The organism is Acidovorax sp. SRB_24 (assembly GCF_012931925.1).
In genome coordinates this window covers 87,530-109,960 of record NZ_MWOM01000005.1, presented here as the reverse complement: position 1 = coordinate 109,960, position 22,431 = coordinate 87,530, and the positions used below count along the sequence as shown (strand labels likewise).

At 65.5% G+C, this 22,431-nt stretch carries 23 protein-coding genes; 16 read left to right on the top strand and 7 right to left on the bottom strand.

The features are described 5' to 3' along the window. Window positions 1-51: 51 nt before the first annotated feature. The 5 genes from B2J89_RS03090 to B2J89_RS03070 all read right to left on the bottom strand — a co-directional run bounded on the left by B2J89_RS03090 (window position 52) and on the right by B2J89_RS03070 (window position 7,094). Window positions 52-1,827 carry a peptidase M14 gene (locus tag B2J89_RS03090; RefSeq protein ID WP_169167762.1) on the bottom strand — a complete coding sequence of 592 codons (1,776 nt, stop codon included), beginning with the start codon at window positions 1,825-1,827 and terminating at the stop codon, window positions 52-54. 1 nt (window position 1,828) lies between these two features. Beyond that, window positions 1,829-2,692: an ABC transporter permease gene (locus tag B2J89_RS03085; protein WP_169167761.1), complete on the bottom strand. Its 864-nt coding sequence runs from the start codon at window positions 2,690-2,692 to the stop codon at window positions 1,829-1,831. Continuing rightward, entirely contained in the window at window positions 2,689-3,612 is a 924-nt protein-coding gene (locus B2J89_RS03080; RefSeq protein WP_169167760.1) for an ABC transporter permease, read from the bottom strand. The genes B2J89_RS03085 and B2J89_RS03080 overlap by 4 nt, the downstream gene beginning before the upstream one ends. 35 nt (window positions 3,613-3,647) lie before the next feature. Continuing rightward, window positions 3,648-5,162, bottom strand: coding sequence for an ABC transporter substrate-binding protein (locus B2J89_RS03075; RefSeq protein WP_169167759.1), 1,515 nt, complete (start codon window positions 5,160-5,162; stop codon window positions 3,648-3,650). A 69-nt stretch (window positions 5,163-5,231) separates the two neighbouring features. Further along, window positions 5,232-7,094: an ABC transporter ATP-binding protein gene (locus tag B2J89_RS03070; RefSeq protein ID WP_169167758.1), complete on the bottom strand. Its 1,863-nt coding sequence runs from the start codon at window positions 7,092-7,094 to the stop codon at window positions 5,232-5,234. 277 nt (window positions 7,095-7,371) lie between these two features. On the opposite strand from B2J89_RS03070, the gene hisI reads away from it, so the two are divergent. The 8 genes from hisI to tatC all read left to right on the top strand — a co-directional run bounded on the left by hisI (window position 7,372) and on the right by tatC (window position 11,639). Continuing rightward, window positions 7,372-7,761, top strand: coding sequence for a phosphoribosyl-AMP cyclohydrolase (hisI, locus tag B2J89_RS03065; protein WP_169167757.1), 390 nt, complete (start codon window positions 7,372-7,374; stop codon window positions 7,759-7,761). Window positions 7,762-7,766: 5 nt separating this feature from the next. Beyond that, the gene (locus tag B2J89_RS03060; protein WP_169167756.1) at window positions 7,767-8,168 is read left to right on the top strand and encodes a phosphoribosyl-ATP diphosphatase; all 402 of its coding nucleotides are present in this window, start codon (window positions 7,767-7,769) and stop codon (window positions 8,166-8,168) included. Continuing rightward, complete coding sequence (locus tag B2J89_RS03055) at window positions 8,165-8,551, top strand: hypothetical protein (protein ID WP_169167755.1); 387 nt, start codon at window positions 8,165-8,167, stop codon at window positions 8,549-8,551. The genes B2J89_RS03060 and B2J89_RS03055 overlap by 4 nt, the downstream gene beginning before the upstream one ends. After that, entirely contained in the window at window positions 8,544-9,575 is a 1,032-nt protein-coding gene (locus B2J89_RS03050; protein ID WP_169167754.1) for a patatin-like phospholipase family protein, read from the top strand. The genes B2J89_RS03055 and B2J89_RS03050 overlap by 8 nt, the downstream gene beginning before the upstream one ends. Window positions 9,576-9,617: 42 nt before the next feature. After that, window positions 9,618-9,974 (top strand): histidine triad nucleotide-binding protein, encoded by a 357-nt coding sequence (locus tag B2J89_RS03045; RefSeq protein ID WP_169167753.1) that lies wholly within the window; start codon window positions 9,618-9,620, stop codon window positions 9,972-9,974. 86 nt (window positions 9,975-10,060) lie between these two features. Next, on the top strand, window positions 10,061-10,300 hold the full coding sequence (gene tatA, locus B2J89_RS03040; RefSeq protein ID WP_169167752.1) for a Sec-independent protein translocase subunit TatA: 240 nt from the start codon (window positions 10,061-10,063) through the stop codon (window positions 10,298-10,300). Window positions 10,301-10,320: 20 nt separating this feature from the next. Then, window positions 10,321-10,794 carry a Sec-independent protein translocase protein TatB gene (gene tatB / locus B2J89_RS03035; protein WP_169167751.1) on the top strand — a complete coding sequence of 158 codons (474 nt, stop codon included), beginning with the start codon at window positions 10,321-10,323 and terminating at the stop codon, window positions 10,792-10,794. A 53-nt stretch (window positions 10,795-10,847) separates the two neighbouring features. Beyond that, window positions 10,848-11,639, top strand: a complete 792-nt coding sequence (gene tatC / locus B2J89_RS03030) for a twin-arginine translocase subunit TatC (protein ID WP_169167750.1) — start codon at window positions 10,848-10,850, stop codon at window positions 11,637-11,639. 95 nt (window positions 11,640-11,734) lie between these two features. On the opposite strand, the gene B2J89_RS03025 is transcribed toward tatC, so the two are convergent. Continuing rightward, on the bottom strand, window positions 11,735-12,886 hold the full coding sequence (locus B2J89_RS03025; RefSeq protein ID WP_169167749.1) for a trypsin-like peptidase domain-containing protein: 1,152 nt from the start codon (window positions 12,884-12,886) through the stop codon (window positions 11,735-11,737). Window positions 12,887-13,124: 238 nt separating this feature from the next. On the opposite strand from B2J89_RS03025, the gene B2J89_RS03020 reads away from it, so the two are divergent. The 5 genes from B2J89_RS03020 (at window position 13,125) to pdxA (ending at window position 18,907) form a co-directional block, all read left to right on the top strand. Beyond that, a complete protein-coding gene (locus B2J89_RS03020; protein ID WP_169167748.1) occupies window positions 13,125-14,246 on the top strand; it encodes a TRAP transporter substrate-binding protein in 1,122 nt (373 codons plus the stop codon). A 66-nt stretch (window positions 14,247-14,312) separates the two neighbouring features. After that, the gene (locus B2J89_RS03015; RefSeq protein ID WP_169167747.1) at window positions 14,313-14,939 is read left to right on the top strand and encodes a TRAP transporter small permease subunit; all 627 of its coding nucleotides are present in this window, start codon (window positions 14,313-14,315) and stop codon (window positions 14,937-14,939) included. Further along, on the top strand, window positions 14,939-16,951 hold the full coding sequence (locus B2J89_RS03010) for a TRAP transporter large permease subunit (RefSeq protein WP_169167746.1): 2,013 nt from the start codon (window positions 14,939-14,941) through the stop codon (window positions 16,949-16,951). Before B2J89_RS03015 ends, B2J89_RS03010 begins: the two co-directional genes overlap by 1 nt. A 53-nt stretch (window positions 16,952-17,004) precedes the next feature. Continuing rightward, window positions 17,005-17,754 carry a Nif3-like dinuclear metal center hexameric protein gene (locus tag B2J89_RS03005; RefSeq protein ID WP_169167745.1) on the top strand — a complete coding sequence of 250 codons (750 nt, stop codon included), beginning with the start codon at window positions 17,005-17,007 and terminating at the stop codon, window positions 17,752-17,754. A gap of 127 nt (window positions 17,755-17,881) precedes the next feature. After that, window positions 17,882-18,907: a 4-hydroxythreonine-4-phosphate dehydrogenase PdxA gene (gene pdxA / locus B2J89_RS03000; protein WP_169167744.1), complete on the top strand. Its 1,026-nt coding sequence runs from the start codon at window positions 17,882-17,884 to the stop codon at window positions 18,905-18,907. 73 nt (window positions 18,908-18,980) lie between these two features. Here the strand turns inward: pdxA and mscL are convergent, their stop codons facing one another. Next, complete coding sequence (gene mscL, locus B2J89_RS02995; RefSeq protein ID WP_169167743.1) at window positions 18,981-19,409, bottom strand: large conductance mechanosensitive channel protein MscL; 429 nt, start codon at window positions 19,407-19,409, stop codon at window positions 18,981-18,983. 145 nt (window positions 19,410-19,554) lie between these two features. Here mscL and petA point away from each other — a divergent pair, with 145 nt between their 5' ends. Genes petA through B2J89_RS02980 form a run of 3 tightly spaced genes read left to right on the top strand, consistent with a single transcriptional unit; the run spans window position 19,555 to window position 22,356 of the window. Further along, on the top strand, window positions 19,555-20,154 hold the full coding sequence (petA, locus tag B2J89_RS02990) for a ubiquinol-cytochrome c reductase iron-sulfur subunit (protein ID WP_169167742.1): 600 nt from the start codon (window positions 19,555-19,557) through the stop codon (window positions 20,152-20,154). Window positions 20,155-20,165: 11 nt separating this feature from the next. Continuing rightward, entirely contained in the window at window positions 20,166-21,578 is a 1,413-nt protein-coding gene (locus tag B2J89_RS02985) for a cytochrome bc complex cytochrome b subunit (protein WP_169167741.1), read from the top strand. Between the two features lie 16 nt (window positions 21,579-21,594). After that, window positions 21,595-22,356, top strand: a complete 762-nt coding sequence (locus B2J89_RS02980; RefSeq protein ID WP_169167740.1) for a cytochrome c1 — start codon at window positions 21,595-21,597, stop codon at window positions 22,354-22,356. Window positions 22,357-22,431 lie beyond the last annotated feature (75 nt).

Here is a 22,431-nt window from a genome sequence, read left to right as displayed (position 1 = left end):
TTGTGCAGCAAGCGCCAGCAGCTATGTTTTTGATAGTTTTGCGCCGGCCTGTCAGCCCGCCGCAGGCCGCGCCAGGCCCTGCCAGGCCTGCACGGCGGCCAGCACGGCCGCGCACTGCACGGTGTGCGCAAAACGGAAATCGCCGTCCGCCACGGTCTCGTCGGGAAACTCGGTGATCAGCGTGACCGGCGGCCCGGGCAGCGGGTTTTCGCTCTGCGTGCAGGCAAATCCCTGGATCTGCTCGAACGGCAGCTCGCCCGCATGCTGCGCGTACAGCGCCATCTGCCGCGCGTTGTAGGCGGACAGGCCCGGCACCCGGGCCAAGGCGGCGCAGACCTGTTCGAGCAGGGCGCGCCCCTCGGCCTGCCAGCCCGGCCGGTGGCGCAGGATCAGAAAGAAACCCTTGGGAATCGTCCACAGGCCAAAGCCGCGCGGCACATAGCCGGTGAGCGGCCGCGTCCATTCATGGGCCGGGTAGCCATGCAGGTTGACATGGAGCTGCGCGCCCGACAGCGCCAGTGCCTGCTCGCGCGCAGCGCGCTCGTACAGCGGCGCCTGCTCGCGGTATTCGATGTCGTCGCCCAGCGCGCTGTAGCGCGCCGCATGCTGCATGTGCCGCGGGTGCTGCACGCACAGCTCGCGGTGCAGCGCGTAGCCGTCGGGGTTCTCGAGCGCGATCAGGGCGAAGTGCGCGCTGCCTGCGGCCTGCAGCTGCTGCGCCGCGCGCAGCGCGCCCACCACGCCCGAGGTTTCGTTGGCGTGCTGGCCGCCGCTGATGAACACGGCAGCGCCCGGGCCGCGGTGGTACAGGCCGAGCACCGCGCGGCCCTGGCGCGAGGTGGCAGCAAAGCGCTGGCCCGGCAGCCGCGCCATCTCGGCGGCGATGCGCTGCGGGTGCGCCGGGTGCGCCAGCCGCTCCAGCGGCGTGCCCGGCAGTGGCTCGGGGGGCGGGCCCAGCCGGTCCTGCGCCTGCGCCGCGAACGGCTGCAGCGCGATGCGCACGGCGGGCGCGCCGTGGCGCACGTCGGGCACGATCTGGCCGGGCTGCAGGCGGCGGTCGCTGGCGGCCCGGCCCGAGTGGCGCTGGAACACTTCGAGCAGCGAGAAATACAGGTCTTCGTGCAGCGCCTCGGCCAGGCTGATGCATTCATGGCCCACGGCCAGCGGCAGCTCGATGCCCGGCAGGTCCACGCGCAGGTCCAGCCGCTCGAAATAGGGCTCCTGCACCGGCCATGGGTGCTGCTGCACGGTGCGCACGGCATGGTCGAAGAGCTGCTCGCAATCGGTGGCCTGGGGGCCGTCGAGGGCCGCGCCACCACCCTGGGGTGCGCCGGTGCGCAGCCAGCCGGTGGGCGAGAGCTGCGTGCTGCCCAGGTGGTCGGTGTGCACGCGGTTGGGGGCGAACACGCGCGCCTCCACGCGCTCGCCGCTGCCGTACGTAAGGTCCAGCTGGTAATGCAGGTCTTCGCCGCCGGGCGTGCACTGCAGCGTGCAGCCGGCCGGCAGCAGGCCGGCGAGCGGGTAGGCCTCGAGCAGAAAGCGGCGCGGGGCGGCGTGCGCGGGCGCGGGGTAGGTCAGGTGCACGGCGACCAGGCGGGCACAGTCTACGTCTTCGAGGAAGCTGTGGACCAGCGGCTTGTAGGCGCTGCGCAGGCGCGCCCGCACGCCGGCTGCCCGCAGGCGCTGCTCGGCCGCGCGGCGCGCGTCCGGGCCCTCGAACAGCCAACCTTCGACGTTGGCGCCGCGCCACGGCGGCGCCTCGAACTGGCGCACCCAGGCGTCGAGCGTGCGCGGCACCTGCAGGTCGAGCAGCACGGGGGTGTCCATGTCAGAGCTTTCCGGTGGGGTCGATGCGGTCGCGCAGCCAGTCGCCGAGCAGGTTCAGGCCCAGCACCGTGAGCATGATCGCCACGCCGGGGAAGACGCTGACCCACCACGCGGTCTGCATATAGGTGCGGCCGTCGGCCAGCATGCCGCCCCAGCTGGGGATCAGAGGGTCCACACCCAGGCCGAGGAAGGTCAGGCTGCTCTCGAGCAGGATGTTGTTGGCCACGTTGAGCATGACCAGGATGATGACCGGCCCGATCACGTTGGGCAGGATGTGGTGGCGCACCATGGCCAGGTCGCGCACACCGAACGAGCGCGCCGCCTGCACATATTCGCGCTCGCGCACCGACAGCACCATGCCGCGCACCAGGCGCGCGTACTGCACCCATTGCGAAATGATCATGAACAGGATGATGTTGCCCAGGCCGCCGCCGAGGATGGAGATGAAGGTCAGCGCCACCAGGATGAAGGGCAGGGCCAGCTGCACGTCCACGCAGCGCATCAGGAACATGTCCCAGAAGCCCCGGTAGTAGCCCGCCACCAGGCCGATCGCGATGCCGATGAGCGAAGCCCCCGCCACGGAGGCAAAGCCCACCCACAACGAGATGCGTCCGCCCACCAGCACGCGCGCCAGCACGTCGCGGCCCAGCGGGTCGGTGCCCAGCGGGTGCGCCCAGGTGGTGAACGGGGCCGTGAGGCGCGCGGCCAGGTCCATGGCCGAGCCACGGTCGGGGAAGATCCAGACCGAGGTCAGCACCAGCGCCAGCATGGCGCCCGTGAGCACCGCGCCGAGGATGAATTCGAGCGAACGCCACTGGAAGGTGCGCGCTTGCGGGGTCGAAGGGACGGAGGCGGATGCGTTCATTTGCTGCGGATGCGGGGGTCGACCAGGCCATAGGCGATGTCGACCAGCAGGTTGGCCGACACGATCATGACCGACAGGAGCGTCACGGTGCCTTGCAGCACGGGGTAGTCGCGGCTGGCAATGGCGTCGAAGGCCAGCGTGCCCAGCCCGGGCCAGTTGAAGACTTTCTCGACCACCACGATGCCGCCGATCAGGTTGCCGAACTGCAGGCCGATGTAGGTGATGAGCGGAATGGCGCAGTTGCGCAGCGCGTGCTTGTAGAGCACCACGCGGTCCTTGAGGCCTTTGCTGCGCGCCACCATGATGTACTGCGCCGACAGCGTCTCGAGCATGGAGGTGCGCACCAGGCGCACGTTGGTCGCCGACAGGATGATGGCCATGGTCAGCGCCGGCATGATGAGGCTCGCCGGCCCGTCCCAGCCCGAGGGCGGCAGCAGCGGGAACGTGATGGACAGCAGCAGCACCAGCATGATGGCCAGCCAGAAGTTCGGAAACGACAGGCCGACCAGCGAGACGATGCGGATGAACTGGTCCACCCCCTTGCCCTGGTGCACCGCGGCCTGGATGCCCAGCGGCACCGACACCGCCACCGACACCAGCAGCGACACCAGCGCCAGCGCCAGCGTGGCGGGCAGCGCGTCGCCGATCAGGCGGCTCACGGGCGTACCGCCCAGGAAGCTGCGGCCGAAGTCGCCGGTGACGGCGCCGCGCACGAACTCCGCGTACTGCACCAGGAAGGGCCGGTCCAGCCCCAGGCCCTGGCGGATATTCTGCAGGTCTTCCTCGGTCACGCTGCCCGCGCCCTGGCTCAGCATGACGGCCGGATCGCCCGACAGGCGCACGGCATATGAGACGAACAGCGACACCACCAGCACTACGAAGATCGCCTGCAGCAGCCGCTTGAAGAGGAATCCGCTCATGGTATCGGTCGTTTCAAGGCAGAGGGCTCAAGCGTTCATTCGACGGTGGCGTCGACGAAGCGGAAGCGCCCGTCGCCCGGCAAGCCGAGGTTCTTGGCGCGCTTGTTCACGCCGTAGACGGTGTTGAGGCTGTAGAGCGGCATCTCCAGCGCCTGGCTGGCGACATAGCGGGCGATCTCCTGCAGCGTGGCCTTGCGCGCGTCCTGGTCCCAGGTGTTGCGCTGGGTGTGCAGCAGGGCGTTGAGCTTGGGATCGTCGTCAAACGGGTTCCAGCGCTGCTTGGTGTAGTACATGGCGTAGGCCGTGTTGTCGTAGTCGAAGGTCCAGCCGCCCCACTGGTTCTGCCACATCTCGCCGGTCTTGCCGCTCGGGATGATGTCGTTGATCAGCACGTTGGTCTCGTAGGGCTTGAGCGACACCGTGATGCCCACGGCACCGAGGTAGCCGGCAACGGCCTGCGCCACTTCGCGGAAGTTGCTGTCGGGGCCGCGGAAGTCGAGCTGAATCTGCGTGCCGGGCTTGACGCCGGCCTTCTGCAGCATGGCCTTGGCCTGCGCGGGGTTGAACGGCAGGGGTTTGAGGTTCGGGTCGTTGCCAAACGACAGCGCGCCCTGGAAGCTGGCGATCGGCTTGGCCTGGCCCAGCAGAATGGTCTTGATGATGGCGTCGCGGTCCACGGCCATGGTCAGTGCCTTGCGCACCTCGGGGTTCTTCATGATGCCGCGCTGGGTGTTGTAGCGCAACGCGAGGGCCACGGGCCCGTCCATGCTGACCACGGACAGCTTGCTGTCCTTGTTGATCGTGCCGATCAGCGCCAGCGGGATCTGGTTGGCCACGTCCACGCGGCCGGCCTGCAACTCGGCCGCCTGCGTGGCGGGCTCGCTGATGAAGCGGTACACGAGTTGGTCCAGCTTGGGCGCGCCGCCCCAATAGGCGTCGTTGCGCTCGAACGAGAGGCTCACCTTGGGCTTGTAGTCCGTGAATTTGAACGGACCGGTGCCCACGGGGTTCATGCCGAAGTACTGGCTGCCCTTTTCCTTGATGTACTTGGGCGGAACGATCATGGCGCCGTAGCCGGCCAGTTTGGTCAGCAACACAGGATCGGGGTTTTTCAGGATGAAATCGACCGTGTTCGCGTTGACCACCACCACCTTGTCGATGGCGTTGTAGTTGGACTGCTGCGGGCCTTTCTTGCCTTCATCGCCCAGCAGGCGGTCGAAGGTGAACTTGACGGCCTCGGCGTCGAAAGGCTCGCCGTTGTGGAATTTCACGTTCTGGCGCAGCGTGAAGCGCAGCTTGGTGTTCTTGTCCAGGAATTCCCACTTGGTGGCCAGGCCGGGCACCAGCTTCATGTCGGGCGTGCGCATGATCAGGCCGTCAAACACCTGGCTGCCCACCGCGCCCCACGCCACCAGGAAAGTGGCGATCGGGTCCCAATTGCCGGGGTCCTGGTGCAGCGCGACGGTGAGCGTTCCGGCCGCATGCGTGGAAGGCGCCGCCAGCGTGGCAAGCACCAGGCTGGTGGTGGCGAAGAAGTTTTTCAGCTTCATGGAGGTCTCCTGGTTGCAAGGACTGGCTCTCGGGGTGCAGAGCCACAAAAAGGGGAATGGGCAGGGTGTCTAGGAAAGCAGGGCCGGCTGCGCGACCCGGTGGCCCGGCGTGGTTTCGACCAGTGTCAGGATCTGCGGCTCCTGGCCCACGCGGCGCACGGGGCTCGGGATCTCGCCCTCGATCAGCCGTGCGTCGATGCTGCGGCCCGGCTCCGCCACGGGCACGGCCGCCAGCAGCCGGCGCGTGTAGGGGTGCTGGGGGTTCTCGAAGATGTCCTGGCGCCGGCCCATCTCGACGATCTGTCCCAGGTACATCACCGCGACGCGGTGGCTGATCTTCTCGACCACCGCCATGTCGTGCGTGATGAACAGGTAGGACAGGCCGCGCTGTGCCTGCAATTCCATCAGCAGGTCGATGATCTGCGCCTGGATGGACACGTCGAGCGCCGACACCGACTCGTCGGCAATCACCAGCTTGGGGTTGCAGGCCAGCGCGCGGGCAATGCAGACACGCTGGCGCTGGCCGCCCGAAAACTCGTGCGGATAGCGGTGCGCATGCGCGGGTTGGAGGCCCACGCACTCGAGCAGCTCGGCAACGCGCCGCTCCAGGTCCTGGGCCCGCGCCAGCAGCCGGTGCGTGACGATGGGCTCGGCAATGCTGAAGCCCACGGTCTTGCGCGGGTCCAGCGAGGCAAACGGGTCCTGGAAGATGTACTGGATGTCCTGGCGCAGCCGCATGCGGCCCGCGGCATCGAGTTGCGCAATGTCCTGCCCGGCAAAGCGGATGGTGCCGCTGGAGGCCGCGACGAGCTGTTGCAGCGTCTTGCCGATGGTGGTCTTGCCGCTGCCCGACTCGCCCACCAGCGCCAGGGTTTCGCCCGGGTAGATCTCGAAGCTGACCTCCTCCACCGCGTGCACGCGGTGGGTAACGCGGCCGAACAGGTTGTGCGCGATGTCGAAGCGGGTGGTGAGCTTGTCGACGGTGAGCAGCGGCGCGCTGGCGTCGGCGGTGTCCTGCACCTGCTCGGTGCCCACTTCGCACAAGGTGTCGCCGTCCAGCACCGTGAGCGGCATGCGCTTCGGAAACGGCTGGCCGCGCAGCGCACCGAGCCGCGGCACGGCTGAGAGCAGTGCGCGGGTGTAGGGGTGCTGGGGCGCGTTGAAGATCTGCGCCACCGGCCCGTGTTCGACCTGGCGGCCGCGCCACATCACCACCACGTCGTCGGCCATTTGTGCGACCACGCCCATGTCGTGGGTGATGAAGACCACGGCCGTGTGCAGGTCGCGCTGCAGCTCGCGGATGATGTTGAGGATCTGCGCCTGGATGGTTACATCCAGGGCCGTCGTGGGCTCGTCGGCAATCAGCAGCGCCGGCTGGCAGGCCAGCGCCATGGCAATCATGGCGCGCTGGCGCATGCCGCCCGAGAGGGCATGCGGATAGGTGTCGAGCAAGCGCTCGGCATCGGGCAGGCGCACCTTCTGCAGCAGGGCGTGGGCGTGTCGGCGCGCCTCCGCCGCGCTCAGGCCCTGGTGCAGGATCAGCGACTCGGCGATCTGGTTGCCAATCGTGAACACCGGGTTCAGCGATGTCATGGGCTCCTGGAAGATCATCGCAATCTCGTTGCCGCGGATCGCGCGCAGGGCGTCGTCGCTGGCCGTGCGCAGGTTTTGGACGCCGCTGCGCGGCGAGTGGAACAGGATCTCGCCTTCCACGATCTCTCCGCCCGAATAGTCGGTCAGGCGCATGATTGCCTGCGAGGTGACCGACTTGCCCGATCCCGACTCGCCCACGATGGCGACCGTGCGGCCTGCATGCACGTCAAAGCTCAGCCCGTCCACAGCGCGAAAGCGCCCGCCAGGCACTTTGAACTCCACCGCCAGCGAGCGCACGGAAAGCAGCGGCGCGCCGCCTGGGGACGCAGGTGTGCTCATGGCATGCACAGCCGTGCAGCCGAGCGGGTGTGCTCACGCAGTTCGCGCAGGCGAGAGGAGGTCTTCCAGGGGGCAGGGCGGTTCATTGAGGTGCGGATGAGGCAATGGCGTTGACGCAGTCTGACTGTACTTCCGAAGGGGTTGAACGAACGTAGTGTTTTCCCCAAACGTCAACAAATTGTCGGTAAATTGCCATCTAATTGGCTGCAATAGGAGCAGAAGTGGCAGGGTTCATGCACGCCGGTGCCGGCGACGCAAATCACCGACAATCCTCTGCATGAACTGGCTCAATGAAGTGAAGTGGGACGCGCAGGGGCTGGTGCCCGTGATCGCTCAGGAAAAAGGCACGAAAGACGTGCTGATGTTCGCCTGGATGGACCGCGAGGCGCTGCAAAAGACGGCCGAGCTGGGGCGCGCCGTGTATTTCAGCCGCTCGCGCCAGCGCTTGTGGTTCAAGGGCGAGGAGTCGGGCCACGTGCAGACCGTGCACGAGATCCGCATCGACTGCGACAACGACGTGGTCTTGCTCCTGGTCACGCAGCAAGGCCACACGCCGGGCATCGCGTGCCATACGGGGCGCCACAGCTGCTTCTTCAGCGTTCTGCGCGACGGCGCTTGGCAGGCCAGCGAACCGGTCTTGAAAGACCCGCAATCCATCTACAAGTGATGCCCATGAGCACTTCTCCACTTTCTGCGACGCACTCGCACGACGCGCTGGCGCGCCTGGCGGCCATCATTGAGAGCCGCAAGGCCGCCAATGGCGGCGACCCCGACAAGAGCTATGTGGCCCGCCTGCTGCACAAGGGGCCCGACGCCTTTTTGAAGAAAATTGGCGAAGAGGCCACCGAAGTGGTCATGGCCGCCAAGGATGTGGACCATGGGGCCGATCCGGGGAAGCTGCTCTACGAAGTTGCCGACCTGTGGTTTCACTCGATGATCGCGCTGGCGCACTATGGCCTGGCCCCCGCCGACGTGATTGCCGAGCTGGAGCGCCGCGAAGGCACCAGCGGCATCGAGGAAAAAGCCTTGCGCAAGGCGGTTGCGCGCGCAGTGCAGGAAGGGGCCAAGCCATGAACGACATCATTGATGTGCAAACGGACGCCCAGAGGGCCGAGGGACTCAAGGCCTGGGGCTGGGTGAGCTACGTGCTGCATCTGGTGGTGGCCGTGGGCGCGGTGCTCCCTTCGGCGCAGCCGAGCGTGGCGCTGCTGCTGATTGCGCTGGTGATCGATCTCGTCAAGCGCGGCGATGCCCAAAGCACCTGGCAGGCCAGCCATTTCTCGTGGCGCATCCGCAGCGTGCTGTGGGCCGGCGTGCTCTACGTCGTCACTGCGCCGTTGTGGCTGCTGTTCTTCCTGCCGGGGTGGATCGCCTGGGGCCTGATCTCGGTCTGGTTCCTCTACCGCATCGTGCGCGGTATGGTGGCCATGAACAAGAACCAGGCGGTCGATGCCTGAGCCCCGCGCCACCCAGCGCCTCAACCTGGCCCTGCAAGGCGGCGGCTCGCATGGCGCGCTGACCTGGGGCGTGCTGGACGCGCTGCTCGAAGACGGTCAGCTGGATTTTGACGGCATCAGCGGCACCAGTGCCGGCGCCATGAACGCGGTGGCCCTGGCCCACGGTTTTGCGCAGGCGGCGCAGCAGCACAAGGACCCCGCAGAAGCGCGCGCGGCCGGCGCGGCGCTGGCGCGCGCCACGCTCACGCGGCTGTGGGAGGGCGTGGGCACCATGGGCAGCCTGATGTGGGGCGCGCCGCTGGCGCAGGTTTTTCCTTCGCTGGCGAACCTGACGCCCTGGCTGGCACCGGCGCAGAGCAACCCGATGAACATCAATCCGCTGCGCAAGCTGCTGGAGCAGGAGGTGGACTTCGATCTGCTGGCGTCCGCCAAGGCTGGGCCCAAGCTGTTTGTCTGCGCGACCAATGTGCGCACCGGGCGCGGCGAGATTTTCTCGGGTGCACACCTGAGCGTCGATGTGGTGATGGCCTCGGCCTGCCTGCCGCTGGTGTTCAAGGCGGTCGAAATCGGGGGCGAACCCTATTGGGACGGAGGCTATTCCGGCAACCCGGCGCTCTACCCCTTGATCTACCAGACCGACTGCAGCGACATCTTGCTGGTGCAGATCAATCCGATCGAGCACTTGAGCGTGCCCAATACCGTGCCCGAAATCATGGAGCGCTTGAACGAAGTCACCTTCAATGCCAGCCTGCTGGCAGAGTTGCGGGCCATCGAATTCGTGCGCCGCCTGCTCGCTGAAGGCAAGCTGGACCCCGGCCGCTACAAGGACGTGCGCATGCACCGCATCGACGGGGGCACGGAGTTGGCGGGTTTTGGTGCGACCAGCAAATCGCGCGCCGACCTGGCCTTTGTGCGCCAGCTGTTCGAACTCGGTCGTGCGGCGGGCCAGAAGTGGCTGCACGCCCACCGCAAAGACCTGGGCGTGCGTGCGACCCTGGATCTCGCCCACCACCATCCCTTCTGATCCTGTAACGGCGGTGTTGCACTGCCGCTTTTTTGTTTGACCATGCACGACCCTGACTGCCTCTTCTGCAAAATCATTGCAGGCCAGATTCCCTCCCGAAAAGTCTATGAAGACGGGGAGATCTTCGCGTTCCATGACATCCATCCGTGGGCGCCGGTGCATTTCCTGATGGTGCCCAAGCTCCACCTGCCGTCCATGGCACAGACCGAGCCCGCACATGCGGGGCTGCTGGGGCGCATGATGGCCCTGGCGCCGCGCCTGGCGCTGGAGCAGGGGTGCAGGCCCTATCCCGAGGGGGGGTTCCGCATCGTGGTAAATACCGGCCTTGAAGGGGGCCAGGAAGTGCACCACCTGCACCTGCACGTCATGGGCGGGCCGCGCCCCTGGTTGCGCGGCTGACGGGCCGCGCCATGGATGTGGCAGGGTGAATACCCTTTGGTCATATCCGCCGTCTAAAATGAACCGCATTCCTTAGGAGATATTTCATGGGCTCGTTTTCCATCTGGCACTGGCTGATCGTGCTGCTGATCGTCGTTATGGTGTTTGGCACCAAGAAGCTCAAGAACATGGGTTCTGATCTGGGCGGCGCCGTCAAAGGTTTCAAGGACGGCATGAAGGACGGCTCGGCCGACGCCACCGCTGCCACGCCCCCCGCGGGCCAGGTCGCCAACCAGGCCGCGACCGACAAGACCACCATCGATGTCGAAGCCAAGCAAAAGAGCTGAGTCGTTGAGCGCGTGCACGCATGATTGATATCGGCCTGTCCAAAATGGCGCTGATCGGCGCGGTGGCACTCATCGTCATCGGGCCCGAGAAGCTGCCGCGCGTGGCGCGCACCGTGGGCACCTTGCTCGGCAAGGCGCAGCGCTATGTGTCCGACGTCAAGGCCGAGGTCAATCGTTCCATGGAGCTCGACGAGCTCAAGAAGATGAAGGACACGGTGGAGGGTGCGGCGCGAGACGTCGAACAGTCCATCCACACCAGCGCCAAAGAATTCGAAAAGGACTGGGCCGAGACCACGCACACGGCCGACGCGTCGGCGTCCGGGTTGGACGATCTGGGCCGTGCGCTGGTGCCGGCCTACCGCCACCCCGGCAAGAACTGGCGCCTCAAGCGCGGCGCGATGCCGCAGTGGTACAAGTCGCGCAACGGTGTTCGCACCAAGGCCCTGTCGGGCGCGGCGCGCGTGGCGCGCTACCGGCCGCAGAAATTCCATTGATGCTGCGGCGCATTGCGCAGCCTGTGCGGGCCTAGGGCCCGCAGCACCTCAACATGTCCGATATTCCATCCCAAGACGACGAGCTGGCCGGCACCGAGCAGCCGTTTGTGCAGCACCTCATGGAGTTGCGCGACCGCCTGGTCAAGGCCTCCATTGCCGTGGGCATTGCCGCCGCGCTGCTGTTCTTCTACCCCGGCCCCGGCGCGCTCTACGACCTGCTGGCGGCGCCGCTGGTGGCGCACCTGCCCAAGGGGGCCACGCTGATCGCCACCTCGGTGATTTCGCCTTTCATGGTGCCCCTCAAGATCCTGCTGATGGCGGCCTTCCTGCTGGCGCTGCCGTTTGTGCTGTGGCAGGTCTGGGCGTTTGTGGCGCCGGGCCTGTATTCGCACGAAAAAAAGCTGGTGATGCCGCTGGTGGTGTCCAGCACCGTGCTGTTCTTCATCGGCGTGTGCTTTTGCTACTTTTTCGTGTTCGGCCAGGTGTTTAGTTTCATCCAGAGCTTTGCGCCCAAGAGCATCACGGCAGCACCTGACATCGAGGCCTACCTCAGCTTTGTGCTGACCATGTTCCTGGCGTTCGGACTGGCGTTCGAGGTGCCCATTGTGGTGGTCGTGCTGGCGCGCATGGGGCTGGTCAGTGTCGAGAAGCTCAAGCACTTTCGCGGCTACTTCATCGTGCTGGCGTTCATCATCGCAGCCATCGTGACGCCGCCCGATGTGGTGTCGCAGCTGGCGCTGGCCATACCCATGTGCCTGTTGTACGAGCTGGGCATCTGGGCGGCACAGATTTTCATCAAGCACACCAAGGCGCCCGAAGACGCGGACCAGCCGGCGTCGTCCTGACGGGTTTTGCATAAAAATGGCTTCCAGCGCCCTATGGGTAAGCGCTGGAAGCTATGTTTTTTATAGCGTCTGGGGCTGCGCTGCCGCAGCCTTGGTCAGCGCTGCAGGAGGGCGCGCGGCGGCTTGGGCCGCAGGCCGGGCGTGACGCCCAGGTTGAGCGTGCGCTCGCCGCGCAGCACCTGGAAGTTGGCTGGCGCGCCCGGTTTGAGCGCAGCCACGGTGCTGAGCAGCGCGGGCACGCTGGTGATGGCTTTGTCGCCGACGCGCAAGATCACGTCGCCAGGGCGCATGCCGGCCTGTGCGCCCGGGCCGCCCTGCAGCACGCCGGTGACGATCACGCCCTCGGTGGCCTTGACGCCAAAGGTTTCGGCCAGTTCGGGCGAGAGTTCGCTGGGCTCCACGCCGATCCAGCCGCGCGTGACCTGACCGTCTTTGACAATGCCGTCGAGCACCATCTTGGCCGTGGACACGGGAATGGCAAAGCCGATGCCCATGCTGCCGCCCGAGCGCGAGTAGATGGCGGTGTTGATGCCCTGCAGGTTGCCGTACACATCGACCAGCGCGCCGCCCGAGTTGCCGGGGTTGATGGCCGCGTCGGTCTGGATGAAATTCTCGAACGTGTTGATGCCCAGCTGGCTGCGGCCCAGGGCGCTGACGATGCCGCTGGTCACCGTCTGGCCCACGCCAAACGGGTTGCCGATGGCCAGCACATGGTCGCCCACGGCCAGCTCGTCCGAGTTGCCCAGCGCGATCACCGGCAGCTTGTCGAGCTCGACCTTCAGGATGGCCAGGTCGGTCTCGGGGTCGGTGCCGATCACGCGGGCGCGGGCGTGACGGCTGTCGGTGAGCGTGACCGCGATCTCGTCGGCACCCTCGACGACGTGGTTGTTGGTCAGGATGTAGCCGTCGGGGCTGATGATCACGCCGCTGCCCAGCCCTGCCTGCGGCTGGTTGTCTTGGTCGCCAAAGAAGAACTGGAACCAAGGGTCGTTGCTGCGCGGGTTGCGCACCGCCGCCTTGCTGGTGTTGATGCTGACCACTGCCGGCGCCGCCTTGCGCGCGGCCACGCTGAAGCTGCCCGGCGCGGGCGGCGCGGCGTTGGACGGCGGTGCCTCAATCAGCGCAATGCCCGCGCCCGACAGCGTAGCGCCGCGCTGCAGCCAGCTGGGCTGGAGCGTGGCGACGACGAAATAGGCGGCAACCAGTACGGTCACGGCCTGTGAAAAGAGGAGCCAAGTGCGCTTCATGATGGTGTTTGGGTCGGAAACAAAGGGCTTCGGGCTGCGCATGCGCATGGCACGCAAGGGCATCGTGGATTGTCGCTGAACGCCCGCATTCCTTGCAAAACCGTGTCTTCTCAGCCTGTTCCTGCGCCCTCAACGGAGTCCCCGGAACGTGCATGGTGTAAACCCTGTGGTGTTGCCGGGACCGTTGCCGACAATGAAATTGCAACGTTAGATTGCATTCAACATTACGGAGACACCAATGACACACAGCAACACACCGCGCCGCCGCAGCCTGCTCAAGGGTGCCGCCGTGGCAGCAGGCGCCATGTCGGCACCCATGGTCGCTACCGCCCAGACCACCACGCTGCGCTTCCAAAGTACCTGGCCGTCCAAGGACATCTTCCACGAATACGCGCAGGATTTCGGCAAGAAGATCAACGACATGGCCGGCGGGCGCCTGAAGATCGAGGTGCTTCCTGCCGGCGCCGTGGTTCCGGCGTTCCAGTTGCTTGAAGCGGTCAACAAGGGCACGCTCGACGGCGGTCACGGTGTGGTGGCCTACCACTACGGGAAAAACGCCGCCCTGGCGCTGTGGGGGTCCGGCCCCGCCTACGGCATGGACCCGAACATGGTGCTCGCCTGGCACAACTACGGCGGCGGCAAGGCGCTGCTTGATGAAATCTACAAGAGCCTGAACATGGACGTCGTGTCCTACCTCTACGGCCCCATGCCCACCCAGCCGCTGGGCTGGTTCAAGAAGCCGGTCGCCAAGTCTTCCGACATGAAGGGCCTGAAGTTCCGCACCGTGGGTCTCGCCGTCGATGTGTTCACCGACATGGGGGTGGCGGTGAATCCACTGCCCGGCGGCGAGATTGTCCCGGCGCTGGACCGTGGCCTGATTGACGCTGCCGAGTTCAACAACGCCTCCAGCGACCGCGTGCTCGGCTTTCCGGACGTGGCCAAGAACTGCATGCTGCAAAGCTTTCACCAGAGCGGCGAGCAGTTCGAAATCCTGTTCAACGGCGCCAAGTACAAGGCGTTGCCGGCGGAACTCAAAGCCATCATCGACTATGGCGTGCAAGCGGCCAGCGCCGACATGAGCTGGAAGGCCATCGAGCGCAACTCGCTGGACTACATCGAGCTGAAAAAGGCCGGTGTGAAGTTCTACAAGACGCCCGATTCGATCCTGCGCGACCAGCTCGCCGCCTGGGACAGGACCATTGAAAAGAAGGCCAAGGAGAACCCGCTGTTCCAGAAAGTGCTCGATTCGCAGAAGGCCTTTGCACAGCGCGCCGGCCAGTGGCAGAACGACTACTCGGTCGACTTCAAGATGGCCTACAACCACTACTTCGGCCGCAACGCACCGGCCAAGAAGAGCTGAGCCGCATTAGGAGGGAAAGGCGCCGGATGTTCGGCGCCTTTTTTTATGTTCGACCAAGGATTTTTGATGCAACGATTTCTTTTGGCTGTGGACAGCTTTTCCACCTGGTTCGGCAAGGCCACGGCCTGGACCGTGGTCGGGCTCACCTTTCTTATCACGGCGGAAGTGTTCTCGCGCTATGTTCTGAACCAACCCCATGCGTGGGTGCTGGATGCACAGATCATGCTGTACGGAACCCTGTTCATGTGTGCAGGCGCGTACACGCTGGCCAAGGGCGGCCATGTGCGCGGCGACGTGCTGTACGGCTTCTTCCGGCCGCGCACGCAGGCCACCCTGGATCTGGCGCTCTATATCGTGTTCTTCCTGCCCGGCATCGTGGCGCTCACCTGGGCTGGATGGACCTACGCCCACGAGTCGCTGGCCATGCGTGAGCAGACCTTCAATGCCGACCCGATCCCGGTCTACCCGTTCAAGTTCGTGATTCCCGTGGCCGGCGCTGTGCTGCTGCTGCAGGGTCTGGTCGAGATCGTGCGTTGCGTCCTGTGCCTGCGCGATGGCGTCTGGCCCGCCCGCGAGGAAGACGTCGAAGAAGTGGACGTCGACAAGCTCAAGGAAATGGTGCACGCCAAAGACGCCAACGTGAACGACGTCGCTAAATACGTACCGCTCGCACAACGCCAGGAGGGTGCGTAATGATGATCCGCAAGGAACTGTGGTTCGGCTTCGGGCTGATGGCAATCATCATCGCCGGGGCCCTGTACATGCTGATCAGCGCCCCGGTGCTCACCAACGGCCACATCGGCCTGCTGATGCTCTCGCTGGTGGTGGTGGCCATCATGCTGGGTTTCCCCACCGCATTCACGCTGATGGGGATGGGGATACTGTTCGCGTTTTTTGCATACCATTCAGGCGGCCAGACGATTGAGGGCGCGATGCACCAGACGCTCGACCTGATGGTGCAGCGCGCTTTCTCGGTGATGGCCAGCGACGTGCTGATCGCCATCCCGTTGTTCGTCTTCATGGGCTATCTGGTCGAGCGCGCCAACCTGATCGAAAAGCTGTTCACCAGCTTGCACCTCATGCTCGCACGCGTCCCCGGCTCGCTCGCCGTCGCGACCCTGGTGACCTGCGCCCTGTTCGCGACCGCCACAGGCATCGTTGGTGCGGTCGTCACGCTGATGGGACTGCTGGCCTTGCCGCCGATGCTGCGCGCCGGCTATGACGTGCGGGTGTCGGCGGGCGTCATCACGGCCGGTGGTTGCCTGGGCATTCTGATCCCGCCTTCGGTGCTGTTGATCGTCTACGGCGCAACGGCGGGCGTCTCGGTGGTCCAGCTGTACGCCGGTGCGTTTTTCCCCGGATTGATGCTGGCCGGCTTGTACATCCTGTATGTCATCCTGGTCGCGAAAATCAAGCCCCGCCTGGCGCCTCCGCTCAGCGCCGAGCAGCGCAAGGTGCCGTTGCCGGCGCAACTGATCGCCGTCGGCGCCACAGGTGCACGCCATGCCGTGCCTGCACTGATCGGCGCGCTGAAGGGCCGGCGCAACACAGAAGTTCCCGCAGCCTACCTGCTTCGCCAGCTGTCCCTCGCGCTGCTGCCCTTGCTGCTTTTCATCGTCATCGCCGCACTCAGCTATCGCACCGCTACCAGCATCGAGCCGCTGCCAGCGAGTTCCGGACTGCAGCAGATCGGCAGCGAGGCGCCGTCCAATGCCGACTATGGCGGCGTACAGGAGCCGCCGGGTGAAAGCGGTGGGCTGGCGGAGCCACCGTCCGAGGGCGGGCTGACTGAGCCACCTTCGGAGGGCGGACTGGCTGAGCCGCCGGCGGAGGGCGGTCAGGCGCAGCCCGGCGATGGCGCTCTGGCGGCAGCCACAGGTGTAGAGCCTGCGGCAACGGCCGCAGCCGCAGCGCCGGCGACCCCCGTCAGCCCGCCTGTGGCAACGACCCAACCGGCATCGGCCAGCTTCTGGATCGGCCTGGCGATGGGTGCCGTCGTGCTGGCCGTCTACTACGCACTGCTCAGTTTCGCGCGGCTCGAAATCTTCAAGATGCTGCTGGCCTCGTTCTTCCCGCTCCTCGCCATGATCTTGACCGTGCTGGGCTCGATCGTCTTTGGCCTGGCGACGCCGACGGAGGCCGCTGCGGTGGGTGCCTTCGGAGGCTTCATCCTTGCGGCGGCCTACCGTCAGCTCAACCTGAGCATGGTGAAAGAGTCGGTCTTTCTCACCGCCAAGACCTCGGCCATGGTGTGCTGGCTCTTTGTCGGTTCTGCCATCTTCTCGGCGGCCTTTGCGCTGCTGGGCGGACAGGCGCTGGTCGAGCAATGGGTGCTTGGGATGAACCTGACCAAGGTCGAGTTTCTGGTGCTGACCCAGGTGATCATCTTCGTGCTGGGCTGGCCACTCGAGTGGACAGAAATCATCGTCATTTTCATGCCGATCTTCATTCCGTTGCTGGACAACTTTGGGGTGGACCCGCTGTTCTTCGGCCTGTTGGTGGCGCTGAACCTGCAGACCGCGTTCCTGAGTCCGCCTGTGGCGATGTCGGCCTTCTACCTCAAAGGCGTGGCGCCCAAGCATGTGACGCTCAACCAGATCTTTGCGGGCATGATGCCGTTCATGGGCATCCAGATCATCGCCATCGTCCTGCTGTACATGTTCCCAGCCATCGGGCTTTGGCTGCCGGAGTTGCTCTACAAGTAATCCGCAGCGGGGGGCGGTGGGAAAGGCGCCATACGACATAGCACAATAGCCACATGCCCATCTCCCGCCCCGAACTTCTGCAGGCGTTCGACAGCCTGCTGCAACCCGAACGCTTCAAGGACTACGGCCCCAACGGCCTGCAGGTCGAAGGCAAGAAGGAGATCGCGCGCATCGCCAGCGGTGTCACCGCCAGCCGCGCGCTGATCGATGCCGCCATCGGCGCGCGCGCCGATGCCCTGTTTGTGCACCACGGCCTGTTCTGGCGCGGTCAGGACGGGCGTGTGACGGGCTGGATGAAGCAGCGCCTGCAGCGGCTGCTGGCGCACGACATCAACCTGTTTGCCTACCACCTGCCGCTCGATGCCCACCCCGAGCTGGGCAACAACGCGCAGCTCGGCAAGCGGCTGGACTGGGTGGCCGATGCGCGCTTTGGCGAACAGGACCTGGGCTGTGTCGCCCGTGCGCGCTACAGCGACGCACAGGCCCTGGCGCAGCATGTGGAGCAGGTGCTGGGGCGGCGTGCCACGCTGGTGTCGCCGGGCGACCAGGCCATCACCCGCGTGGCCTGGTGCACGGGCGGCGCGCAGGGCTATTTCGAGGCGGCCATCGTCGCGGGCGCCGACGCCTTCGTCACCGGCGAAATCTCCGAGCCCCAGGCGCACCTGGCGCGTGAAATGGGCGTGGCCTTCATCGCCGCCGGGCACCATGCAACCGAGCGCTATGGCGCACCGGCCGTCGCCGCGCAGGTGGCGGCGCAGTTCGGGCTCGACCATGTCTTCATTGACATCGACAACCCCGCCTGAAAGCGGCACCGCACCCGCGCCGCGTGCGTTCGGCGCGCAAAGGGATGCTAAGTTTTGTATAGCTACCAGCGCTTGATTGACGGGCGTTTGATGCCGATTTCATCCAAATTTCTCCGCACCCTCCAGCATGACCCCTTTTGCCATCACCCAGGGCGATCCGGCCGGCATCGGCCCCGAGACCATTGCCAAAGCCTTTCGCGACGCGCCCAGCGAGCTGCGTGGTTTTTTTGCCGTCGGCGACCTCGCCACATTGCGCCGCGCTGCGCACTGCATTGCCCGCCCCGGCGCGCCCGAGCTGCCCGTGGCGCTGATCACCGATCCGGCCGAGGCCTGGGCCGTGCCGCCGCGCTGCCTGCCCGTGCTGCAACTGCCCGGGCTGCCGGGGCCGCAACCGTTCGGACAGGTCCGTGCCGAGGCCGGGCGCGCCGCGGCCGACTGCGTGGTCTGGGCGGCGCGCGCGGCACTGCGCGGCGAGATCGCCGGCCTGGTCACGGCGCCACTGCACAAGGAGGCGCTGCACCTGGCGGGCGTGCACTACCCGGGCCACACCGAGCTGCTGCAGGCCGAGGCGGCGGCGCACCGCGGTGTGGCGCTGGCCGACATGCCGGTGCGCATGATGCTGGCCAGCGACGAGCTGCGCACGGTGCTGGTCAGCATCCATGTGTCGCTGCGCGCAGCGCTCGAGGCCGTGACGTGCGAGAACGTGCTGCAGACGCTGCAGATCACGCATGCGGCGCTGCAACGCAGCCTGGGCCGCGCGCCGCGCATCGCCGTGGCGGGGCTGAACCCGCATGCCGGCGAGGGCGGGCTGTTCGGCCGCGAGGAGATCGAGCACATCGCGCCGGCCGTGGCGGCCGCCCGCGCGCAAGGGCTCCATGTCACCGGCCCGCTGGCGCCCGACACGGTGTTCATGCGCGCGCGCCACACCAGCGCCCGGCCGGGCGAATTCGACGTGGTCCTGGCCATGTACCACGACCAGGGCCTGATCCCCGTGAAGTACCTGGGCGTGGACAAGGGCGTGAACGTCACGCTCGGGCTGCCGCTGGTGCGCACCAGCCCCGACCACGGCACGGCGTTCGACATCGCGGGCCAGGGCGTGGCCGATGCGTCCAGCCTGATCGAAGCCGTGCGCATGGCGCGCGAGCTGGCTTGAGCAAGAAAAACGCCCGAAACGCTTGCGCGCCGGGCGTTTCCAGCTACTGAAACAGTAGCCGCATGGGGCTGTTTCAGCGCCGCAGGCTGTCGCGGATTTCGCGCAGCAGCACGATGTCTTCGGACGGCGGCAGGACCACCACCGGCACGGGCGGCGCCTGGCGCTTGAGGCGGTTGACCTGCTTGATCATGAGGAAAATGATGAACGCCAGGATGAGGAAGTTCACCGCCACGGTGATGAAGTTGCCGTAGGCAAAGACCGGAACGCCGGCCTTCCTGAGCGCATCCAGGGTCATGGCCGTGCCCGCTGGCACAGAGCCGAGCACCACGAACAGGTTGGAGAAGTCGAGTTTGCCGAACACCAGGCCCACGACCGGCATGATGAGGTCTGCGACGACCGAGTCCACGATCTTGCCGAAAGCGCCGCCGATGATGACGCCCACCGCCAGGTCGATGACGTTGCCCTTGACCGCGAACTCCCTGAATTCTTGTGCCATTCCCATGGTGTGCCCTTTCGGATGTTGAGGCGTGCAGTATTGCGCAGCCTGTGGGGCTGTCAACGCTGCGCTGTTGCGGCGGCGCCAGTTTTCACTCCGCTACAATTTGAGGTTGATCTCTCCAATATAGCGATGTTCATCGAGGATTCCCATGAGTGAAACTCCAATCGACTCCAGCAAACGGACGTGGCTGATCGCATCCGGCTGTGCGGGTGCGGTGGGCGGCGTGGCAACCGCCGTTCCTTTCGTGAGTACTTTTCAGCCCTCCGAGAAGGCCAAGGCCGCTGGTGCTGCCGTCGAAGTGGACATTTCCGCGCTCAAGCCCGGTGAAAAAGTCACCGTCGAGTGGCGTGGCAAACCGGTATGGATTGTCAAGCGCACGCCCGAGCAGCTGGCCGAGCTGCCCAAGCTTGATGGCCAGTTGGCCGATCCGCAGTCCAAGCGCAACCCGGCTGAATTCACACCCGAGTACGCGCGCAACGAGCACCGCTCGATCAAACCCGAGATCCTGGTGGCCGTGGGCATTTGCCCGCACCTGGGCTGCTCGCCGTCCGATCGGTTTGCGCCTGGCGCGCAGACCTCCCTGCCCGACGACTGGAAGGGCGGCTTCCTGTGCCCCTGCCACGGCTCGACCTTTGACATGGCCGGACGCGTTTTCAAGAACAAACCTTCGCCCGACAACCTCGAAGTGCCGCCGCACATGTACCTGACGGACACGCGTTTGCTCATCGGCGCCGACAAGAAAGCCTGAGGAAATGCACCATGGCTGAATTCAAGGAAATTTCCCCCAACGCCTCGTCCGGCGCCAAGCTGACGAACTGGTTTGAAAACCGCTTCCCGACTGCGTTCGACGCCTACCGCGTCCACATGTCGGAGTACTACGCCCCGAAGAACTTCAACTTCTGGTACATCTTCGGTTCGCTCGCCCTGCTGGTGCTGGTGATCCAGATCGTCACCGGCATCTTCCTGGTGATGCACTACAAGCCCGACGCCGCCAAGGCCTTCGAGTCGGTCGAGTACATCATGCGCGACGTGCCCTGGGGCTGGCTGATCCGCTACATGCACTCCACCGGTGCCTCGGCGTTCTTCATCGTCGTCTACCTGCACATGTTCCGTGGCCTGATCTACGGCAGCTACCGCAAGCCGCGCGAGCTGGTCTGGATCTTCGGTTGCGCCATTTTCCTGGCGCTCATGGCCGAAGCCTTCATGGGTTACCTGCTGCCCTGGGGCCAGATGTCGTACTGGGGCGCCCAGGTGATCGTGAACCTGTTCTCGGCCATTCCTTTCGTCGGCCCCGACCTGGCCCTGCTGATCCGCGGTGACTATGTGGTCGGCGACGCCACGCTCAACCGCTTTTTCAGCTTCCACGTCATCGCCGTGCCGCTGGTGCTGCTGGGCCTGGTGGTGGCGCACTTGCTGGCACTGCACGACGTGGGTTCCAACAACCCCGACGGCATTGAAATCAAGGGCCCCAACGCGCCCAAGGACGCCAAAGGCCATCCGCTCGACGGCATCCCGTTCCACCCCTATTACACGGTGCACGACATCCTGGGTGTGTGCCTGTTCCTGATGGCCTTCACGGCGGTGATCTTCTTCGCTCCCGAGGCTGGCGGCTACTTCCTGGAATACAACAACTTCATCCCGGCCGATCCGCTCAAGACCCCTGCGCACATTGCACCGGTCTGGTATTTCACGCCGTACTACTCGATGCTGCGTGCCATCACGAGCGAAATGATGTACGCGCTGATCGCCTGCGTGCTGCTGGGTGCTGTGCTGGGTGTGGTCAAGGGCAAGTTGCCCGGCTTCCTCAAGGGAGCCATCGTGGCCGCCGCCGTGGTGGTTGTGGCGCTGATGCTGTCGATCGACGCCAAATTCTGGGGCGTGGTGGTCATGGGAGGCGCCGTCGTCATCCTGTTCTTCCTGCCCTGGCTCGACGCCAGCCCGGTCAAGTCGATTCGCTACCGTCCAAGCTGGCACAAGTACCTGTATGGCGTGTTTGTCGTCAATTTCGTCGTGCTGGCCTACCTGGGCGTGCAGCCACCGTCGCCGATTGGCGAGCGCGTCTCGCAGGTCGGAACGCTGTTTTACTTTGGCTTCTTCCTGCTGATGCCGTGGTGGAGCCGCCTGGGCGAGCCCAAGGCAGTGCCTGACCGCGTGACCTTCGCTGCGCATTGAGCTGGAGACGACCAATATGAAAAAACTCATTCTCACGATGATCGCGGCCCTGGGGCTGGCCGCCGGTGCGGTGCATGCAGCCGGTGGTGACACCGTTGCCTGGGACAAGGCGCCCAACAAGACCAACGATCTGGGGGCGCTGCAAAATGGCGCTAAGCTGTTCGTCAACTACTGCGTGGGCTGCCACTCGGCGGCGTTCATGCGCTACAACCGGCTCACCGACATTGGCCTGAATGAGCAGCAGATCAAGGACAACCTGCTGTTCACCACCGAAAAAATCGGTGACACCATGGTGGCGACCATCGACCCCAAGCAGGCCAAGCAGTGGTTCGGCGCGAATCCACCCGACCTCACCGTGATCGCGCGCTCGCGCGCTGGCCACGGCGGCACGGGAGCGGATTACCTCTACACCTTCCTGCGCAGTTTCTACCGCGACGACACCAAGGCGACCGGCTGGAACAATCTGGTGTTCCCCAGCGTGGGCATGCCCCATGCCTTGTGGCAGCTGCAAGGCGAACGCCAGCCGATCTTTGAAGCGCACGACAGCCATGGCCAAACGAGCCAGGTGTTCAAGGGCTGGCAGCAAACCGGCCCCGGCGCGATGACGCCGCTGCAGTACGAGCAGGCCGTCGGTGACCTGGTGGGCTACCTGCAATGGATGGGCGAGCCTGCCCAGAACACCCGTGTGCGCATCGGTGTGTGGGTCTTGATTTTCCTGGGCTTTGCCACCGTGATCGCCTGGAAGCTCAATGCCGCGTACTGGAAAGACGTGAAGTAATTGGGTCCGCTACGCTGCGCCTTCGGGCGCCGCCGGATCTTTTCTAGAGTGGGCGCATTTGCGTTCCACTCTTTT